The sequence below is a fragment of the Klebsiella sp. 4_1_44FAA genome, assembly GCF_000238715.1.
Lineage (GTDB): Bacteria > Pseudomonadota > Gammaproteobacteria > Enterobacterales > Enterobacteriaceae > Klebsiella > Klebsiella pneumoniae.
Map to the genome: position 1 here is coordinate 3,859 of NZ_JH414818.1, position 8,478 is coordinate 12,336.

At 48.3% G+C, this 8,478-nt stretch carries 2 protein-coding genes and 3 pseudogenes; 2 read left to right on the forward strand and 3 right to left on the reverse strand.

The genetic code is table 11. From position 1 onward, the window contains the following. Nucleotides 1-219 (forward strand): annotated as a pseudogene (locus tag HMPREF1024_RS29760) (incFII family plasmid replication initiator RepA); the annotation flags it as partial. Between the two features lie 1,446 nt (nucleotides 220-1,665). Here HMPREF1024_RS29760 and HMPREF1024_RS00505 read toward each other — a convergent pair. From HMPREF1024_RS00505 to HMPREF1024_RS00495, 3 genes and pseudogenes are all read right to left on the reverse strand, one after another. Further along, nucleotides 1,666-3,861, reverse strand: a complete 2,196-nt coding sequence (locus HMPREF1024_RS00505; protein WP_000093087.1) for a DEAD/DEAH box helicase — start codon at nucleotides 3,859-3,861, stop codon at nucleotides 1,666-1,668. Beyond that, nucleotides 3,858-5,174 carry an ATP-binding protein gene (locus HMPREF1024_RS00500; protein ID WP_004152291.1) on the reverse strand — a complete coding sequence of 439 codons (1,317 nt, stop codon included), beginning with the start codon at nucleotides 5,172-5,174 and terminating at the stop codon, nucleotides 3,858-3,860. Before HMPREF1024_RS00500 ends, HMPREF1024_RS00505 begins: the two co-directional genes overlap by 4 nt. Nucleotides 5,175-5,177: 3 nt before the next feature. Continuing rightward, a pseudogene (locus HMPREF1024_RS00495) lies at nucleotides 5,178-7,491 on the reverse strand (TerB N-terminal domain-containing protein). Nucleotides 7,492-8,165: 674 nt separating this feature from the next. On the opposite strand from HMPREF1024_RS00495, the pseudogene HMPREF1024_RS00490 reads away from it, so the two are divergent. Further along, nucleotides 8,166-8,478: pseudogene (locus HMPREF1024_RS00490) on the forward strand (transposase); the annotation flags it as partial.

Genomic DNA, 8,478 nt, shown 5'->3' on the forward strand with positions numbered 1-8,478 from the left:
TCTCACGGCCGGAAGCGGGATACTGCACGGCGGGATGCATCACGGCAGCGTCATGACATCGAGACGCGCGTGCGTCAGCAACTGACCCGCGAATACGCCACCGGCCGCTTCAGGGGCGATAAAGAAGCGCTGAAGCGTGAGGTTGAGCGCCGTGTGCAGGAGCGCATGCTGCTGTCGCGCGGAAACAACTACACGCGGCTGGCCACTGCCCCCCTATAACATTCCTTCTTTAAAAAATCCGGCCGGCGCCGGAGGCTTTCGCACGCCTGTTGGCCGGCTACTACGTATTATCTTATCTTCAGGCCTGCATTCCTCACCATAATTCCGGTCTTCCTGGCGTCAACGTGGCCTTAAATGTTATCGCCGGCGTCACTTCTGACGGCCGATTTCTGTTATCCACATATAACTGCAAGGGAGTATTTCATTAGGCTACAACCGTGATACGCACAAAGCACATGCCGTCGGACTTTCAAGGCGCGTGGTTCCTTTTAAACACCAGCTCTGTACCTCTTTTAAAGATCCTTTAATAAATCCTGTAAACACATAACCTGTTCATCGCCTGCCCTGTGGACCGGCTCGGGAGAATGCCCGCCCTTGCAGCGACCAGACGGTCGCGCCGGTTCGGCAACATCAGAGAGAGCTCCCATCGCTCCGCGACGGGCCCCGGCCGGAGAACCACATTAGTTACAGCATTCAAAAGGAAGTTCATCATAAAACCGGCGCCGGTTTGCCAGCCGGGAGCCCCTCCCCACCACTGAAAAGCGCCGCCGCCCCCGGCCGAAGGCCGGGAGTAGTGTCGCTTTTAATGATGGGTGTTGTAACTATTCTTCTTCATCGCTGTGGGTGGTGCTGTGGTCAGTTGTTTAGTACACGCTCGTAAGCGGCCCTGCGGCCCGCTAACGCGGAGATACGCCCCGACTGCGGCTGTCGCCTTGTCGGGACCACTCCGACCGCGTACAGAGGCGTCTGAGCTGTTTTAAGCGGGTATGGCTTTGCAGCTACCGTGTTAAGTTCCCTGGTGTCGCTGAAATAGTTGATGAACATCCCCCTAAGCGTCAGCAGCAAGCTGCCGCCGCTAAGGCCCCGGAAATCACGCCCTTTACGTCGTAAACGCCGTAAAGCCCGCTCACCGGGGTTAAAAGGGATTACTTTTACTTCTTCATTGCTGTAAGCGGGTTAAGGCTAATCAGGGCAGGGGGTAGGGTGGCAGAGTTTATAGCCAGGTAACCGGCTACGCCGGGCTTTCGGCGCCATTTGACTCCACAGACACATGTAACCTCATCTGGCGCCTCCATGCCGCTGACGCGGCATCCAGAAGTTTCCCGATGCTGTAAGTCTTAACGTCTGCTTTGTGCCAGAAGCGGACACTGTTCACAATATCGAGTTAATCATTGGATATGTTGATCGCTCCCATTGAAAAATTTCACATTATCCAATATATCATTGTTGAGGCTTCCCTCTTACACCTCTAAAGGATAACTATCATGGGTCTTAAACCTGGTCCAAAACCAATTGCTAAATCGACAGGAAAACCGGATCAACGTCGACGTGATAATAAAGATACTCCTGGTAATACCCCGGGACTAAAGCCTAGTAAATCTACAGGGAAATAAAAAATTCAGGGTATATATGTCTTATTTATACCCTGATTACATATCCAGATTACTAAAGATGTTTCTGCAACCAGATGCGCGTACCTTCTGTTTCATACGCCTTTGCACCATACCCTTTCGCAAGAAGGGACTCTGGTAAATACTCGTCATATTTATCTAAGTACTTTTCTGGAACATCTGTGGCAAGATCAAATGCAGATGGCAAGCCTGACAACAGCATTTCTTTCAGCGCGTGCTGAACGGAAGCTACACTGGAGTTATCGATTTCTATAACGCCAGCAAATGAATTTGCTTTAAAACCACAACGTATGAGCAAGGCTGTAATCGTATTGACAACTTTATCCCCCATCCAGGGTATTACGTAACAGTGTTGTCCACTCGTAATAAAACACTCATTTTGAAGTTTAAAACGCTGAAAGTTACTACAGCCTTCCGCAAATAGGTTTCTGGCGGCAGTATCGGCATAATCTACTTTCTTGCTACCTATTGCTATGCGGTAATCACCTTCCCTATAGATAGCGAGCATTTCCTGACGAACGGCATCATGAACAGACATACCTCCCCCACTAAATTGTGGTGGCTGACCGCCTTTGGTTGCCTCTACATAGATAACTTTTTTCTCTGTCTCGATCTCTGTCACTTTCCAGCGCCGCCCACCGAAGATGATGTGTTGGTCTGGTAGCAGTGGGGAGTCCACAGGCACTGTTCCAAGGGTTCTGTTTCCGGTGATAATGCGGAACTCTTCTGGTGTATTGAACACGGCATAAAAAGTGTAATGGTTAGTCAGTTTCTCCCCCTCTGCCCCAACAACCATTTCGCCGCTAGCAAGTTGAGTGAGTAGGCCACATGCTCCCATATGTTTAAGCAGGCTTTTGAAATCGTTTAAATCTACATTTCTGAACGGCCCTGTCTGGCATAGTTGTGACCAGAGCTGGTCGGCACGAACTCCACCCCATTGTGCGGTAATTGCAAGAATCTGGTGTAGCAGCGTGGAGTAATGCATCTGCCGGGAATCGGCAGGCTCAAACCATTGTTTAGAGATCATCAACCTGATCATTGCCATCGACTGCACCAACTGGAGTCGTAGGTGATCAACGATACTGCTACTCACAGTAAGCTCATTTTCTGTAATTAGCATTCTGAGTACTGACGGGGAATCGCGTCGCCCAGAACGCCCCATTCGCTGGCGCAAACTGGAAACAGAATGCGGAGGCGTAACTTGGATAACCGATTTAACCTTACCGATATCAATTCCCAACTCAAGCGTCATTGTACAAACAGCTGTTGTGGGCAAATTTCCTTTCTGAAGACGAGATTCAAGCACCTCACGTAATTCCTTGGCAAGGGAACCATGGTGGGGGAAAAATTCATTCGGAACAATTTGTTCCTCACACATGTCGCTCAGCGTTGCCGCAATGCTTTCAGTGCGTTTTCGGCTGTTTGCAAAGACCAAATGAGAATCGCCACGGCAAAGTCTAAAAATGTCAGCGCAAACGTCATGTTCAGCTGAACTCTGAAGTTCTTCCTCATTTTGGATCACTCGCTCCAGGTACCCTTTGACCTGTACCTGAAGAGTGGCCATGCTATTACTATCTGTAACAGTTACGCAGGGGAGTCGTTTGTCCGGGCGCAACATTTCGGGCACTTTCTCCAGTTCCCCCAGCGTGGCACTCAACGCAACGCGGGGAATTGGATTTACCTGGCATCCTAGCACATGGTCAATTCTATTGAGCAGAGAAAGCAGCTGTACACCACGCTCTGAACCAATAAAAGCATGAAACTCATCAATAACGATGTATGCGACTGAAGAAAACGCCTGTTTGAGCCAGCCCATTGAATTTATGAGCAAAGACTCAAGTGACTCAGGTGTAATCAGTAAAATGCCAGCAGGGTTCGTCCGAGCCTTCTTCTTTTTGCTTTGTGGTACATCCCCGTGCCAGGGAGTCACTGGCATTTCCAATGCATCTCCAAGGCTCCCAAGACGACGGTACTGATCGTTAATCAATGCCTTCAACGGACTGATATAGACGATGCCAAATCCATTCGTGAGATCTGCAACTGCCGAACAGGCAGGAAGAAAGAAAGCCTCTGTTTTACCCGCTGCTGTACCTGCACTGATTAGCACGTCTCGATCACGGGCTAAAATTGCCGGGATAGAACTCTCCTGCAAGGGCCTTAATGTCGACCACCCCTGCTTGTAAACCCACTTACGGACGCGGGGATCGAGGCTATCGTAGGCACTGCTCATAGTTTGAAGTTCGCCAGTCCGTCGTCGTCATCGCTTTCCTCCGTAGTGGTGTCATCCATATCGCTGGGCCGGTCCTCTTCAATCGCCACACCCTCGATTAGTGTTTGCCAGTTCATCGTTCTGTTTTGTTCCAGCACGGCCAGCATGTCCAGGAAACCTTTTATGGTATTACGGGGGGTACGGAAGTAAGCGTCTCCAATGGTTTTACTACAGTGATGCAGGAATCCAGTCAGTGCCTCATCTGGTACCAGATAATTCTCTGGATCTCCACCGGCATAAACATGACGAAGATTTCTCAGCAAAATATACAGTTCCTCAGGGGTGAGGCTGGCAAGATGCAAAGTGGGGGATGAGTAGTCAATCACTCCTGCTTTTTGCGCGAACCGGTTTTCCGCCAGACGCGACTGGAGCGCCTCATAGCTGTAAAGACCTTTACGCGGATCGAAAAGAAACTCTGGCGTACCCCCGAGGATAAAACCAATGTTCTCGGCTGAGCCTTGCAGGCAGTCATTCAGGATCCGCAAAATCTGTTCGTAGTTCGCTGTTCTTGCTTGCGTATTATTCAGCTTCAAGAGGTTCACCATTTCGTCGAGGCTGACCAAAAGACCGGCATAGCCTGCCTGGCGGACAAAAAGGCTCATCAGCTTCAAAGAATCATAGAATGATGCGTCTGAGATAATAGTCCGAACGTCGAGATCGTGACGGGCATCAGTTTTAGTAGTGTACTCTCCACGCAACCAGCGAATGGCATTGGATTTTAGCGTTTCGTTATCCTGCTCATGCCCCCGCCAGAATGCATCAATGACCTTCGCAAAGTCATATCCACCGACCATATCTGATAGTGCTGCCAGGCGTTTATGAATAACTGATGAAACCTCGGAGCCGTCCGTGTCAGCTTCCTTCCTTGCCTCCGTAACGAACCTTTCAACAACGCTAAGTAACGCATTACCATCCGGCTTGTTTCTGGTGGACATGTTTTTCATGAGCTCAGAATAAAGATTACGAGCCTGACCTCCCGATGAGTGAATACGTCTGTCAGGAGAAAGGTCAGCACTGACTGACACCAACTTCTTCTCCAGCGCAATAGAGCGCACAACACTCAGAAAGAACGTTTTACCAGAACCATATTCACCGATGATAAGTCTGAAGCTTGCACCACCGTCAGCAATCCTCTCAATATCCTGATGGAGAGCGGTGATCTCATTCACGCGGCCAACCTGGATATGCTGAATGCCTATCCTTGGCGTTACACCTGACTTAAGTGACTGAATAATAGCGTCGCGTTCTTTCACTCTTATACGTGTTACAGACATTCACTATCCCTCTAATTCTTTGGCAATTTCCAGGTCAACCCAGATATCATCATCGGCATCGTCCAGTACTGGAGCATCAACCACCGCATAGGACCAGTCATTGATCACCTCAAGCGCACCGCCGAGCATCAAATTCAAATTTCCGCACAATTCTGTCGCCTCTTTTCGGGACCACTGTTCTTTCTCCAGCAAACTGCGATAAAGCTGGCTATGTGCGGAGTCAAGTCCCCCCGCCTCCGTTGATGAGGCTGGAGCGCTTTCTGGCTCTTCCGGTTCTTCTTCGGTGAAAATTGTGTTCAGCAATTTACGAACATCATCCGTGGCAGATTCGTGGCGGGCAAGTACATTAGCATCCAGTGTGAACCCTGCTGCTGGCTGATCAGTTGGTACAGACGAGACGAGATCATGTTCAGTTGCGGAATGCTGATGGATATTGCTCGAGACAGATGAGGGATCCAGCCCCAAACTTGAATAAATCTTCTCAAGCTGTTTGATTTCGGCAGGCGCTATTGTCCCATCCGAACAGGCAACACTAACGATAACCTTACCCACAGCAGCTTTTTCCGCGGCCCCCATCAACTCAATCCTACTTTTCATTCCTGTCATATTGGCTGGGGTATGAAGTTGCCACGTTAAATACGCATGTAGAGAGCGTTTTTCATCATCGGTGAAGCCAGGATTGTTGTTGATGGCATTCTCAAGCACTTTCTGTTCAGCTTGATCAAGAGAATCGTCAATCAAGGCGACCATCGCCCCTAATCTGAGCGTCATTACGGCTGAGATAAATTCAGGAGAAGGTGAGAAGCGTCCACCTTCGGCGGCAGGGAATAGAACAAGTGTCCCATCAACATCCGCCTTCACATGGTGATAATACGGGTCAGGTGCCAGACCGTAACCCATCTTCAGAGCAAAGGCCTGCATCAAATCGGCCTCTTTTTTATTGATCTTATTGGGGCAACTGGCATTCATATGTGCCCAAAAGTCAGCAACTGAGACTAACCCCTCCTTGACGAGGATCGCCTCATCAGCCCAGCGTTTGAATGAGCTTAATATTTTTTCTGCGCTTTCATTAACTATCTCTGAAGGGAGCAGCATAATTGCAGCCGTATCATTGACTGACGTACCTTTCCTACCAAGGTAGCGACTATAAGCATCAAGTTCATCTGTACATATATCGGCAAGAGCCATAATTTTCTGGACAGGGCTCTTCAACGCACTTGGATCAGGCAGGTCGGGAACAGGAAGTCGAACACCTCGCAAACTAGGACTTGCTGGTGTGTAATCTAACCTCAGGCGCGTTTTATTCGCCTTAACGACCATCCCTTCACCATATTTGAGGGTGTAACGCCGTTTGAAAAGTGCAGCAAACTCTTTAGCACAGCGGCGAGCCGGGGTACGCAGCGAATACTCGGTGTGGTTTATTACCCAGTTCAACGCCAGTTCAGCTGATACAGGAACTCCTTCATGTACAGTTTTTGCAAGAGCCAGCTTAAATTGCATGCTGTTGCTGAAACCTGAATTGCTATCGAGCTCAGTGGCTAAGCCCATGTTCGGGCGCAGAATAGACATGGCTTCGAGTAATTGGGTCGAATATCCACGGAAGGAGCGGTTCTCAATGAATATCGATCTTAACCGAGCGACTTCATTGAACAGATTACGGAACTCAGCATCAGGGAATTTTGGGTCAGTGGAATCTACGAGCGCTTTTCTTTCCAGGCCGTAGAGGTAGATAAAAACATAGCCGATAGGACACGATGGATCAGACCTATCGCTGGCAAGCCAACTGACATACGCACCGCGTGCTTCTGGGGAAAGAGAGGAAAAACTGGGCCAGTATCCTAATGAACTGTCCTCGTAAAGATAAGAAGTAGGTTTTATCTTACATGTGTCATCAATTAATGATGCCTCACTTCCATCGTCATAATAGCCGCCTGATTCCTGACCGGAGGGCTTCATACGTTGCCCCACGTAAATGTGGCCACCGCTAATTGCTACACCAGCTACAGTTATCATCTCACCCGGAAGTACCCATCGAGCTAGTGCACCTGCTGACTTTGAGGTGTTGCGGTAATGATTGGTTGTCACCCGAAGTTCAACACCCCGGCCACCGCTCAATGTAAAAGTTGCAAGGTTATCGTCTTCACTATCATCGTTTCGCACAACCGCCTCTTTTTTCTTGATGTCAGCGAGCCATTCTTTTGGCGGTGCTTTCACGGGGTCTGAAGCATAAGACTTTGGAGTATTTTACGTTTTTTCTTTACTAAAAAACAACAAGTAAATGACAAAAATCGCCGACCAAAAAATTCAATAACTCCATGATATATAACCTTAAAATCATTCTTCACGCATATTTACAAGCAGTGATGAAGGCAGGGCAAGTGGATTAATCTCAAAATAATACTTCTAAATTGCGAGGGTTAAAAGCAAATCACAATTAAAATTAACCCAATGATTTAAATGATAAAAATCATTTAATAATGTGTTTAACCAGCAGTGAAATTTTAAGGTGTTAAAACCTGTTAGGCGATTCGTCTCTAAATGATGTTGTACTACTGCTACGTTAACATGCGAGCAAATGTACTGCGGATGCACATCTGACCACTGTATGATGATACTTACCTATTCGCTGAGAATCTCGGCAACTTTATGGCAGGGAAGCTTTTAGAGACTATACCGTCTCGAATTTCCGTTTATCGCTCTCAGCAGACCTTCAGCATCCTAAGCTTGTCTGCTGTAGGCCAGGAGCGGTCATTTATACGTAGTAGCTCAATGACTGCTTCGTACATAAAGCTGTCATTGGACTTTCTGACCTTACAAGGTAATCTGGCTTGCAAGGAAGCCGACCTTGCGGGACCGGTATAACGCACTGTTATATGCCATAGGAGGACTAGTGGAAACGACAGACGGCTTTGTTAATGGAATGGTCGCCTCCCATCTCTTGTGCCACAGTGGGACGATAAATCGTCACTCATTGAACGGAGCGCTGCTATCATGAACGTTAAAACTATTGGAATCGATTTGGCAAAAAACGTTTTCCAGATCCATGGGGTTGACGAGCACGGAAAACGGTTGTTCAACAAACAACTCAGACGGGCACAAATGGCCTCCTTTTTTGCCAACATCCCACCCTGTTTGATCGGCATGGAGGCCTGTGCATCTGCTCATTTCTGGGCCAATAAACTGATATCGATGGGCCATAATGTCAAACTGATGGCCCCTCAGTTCGTCAAACCCTATGTTAAAACCAATAAGCAATGATGCTGCAGACGCTGAAGCTTAATTGTGAAGCCGTCACTCGACCTAA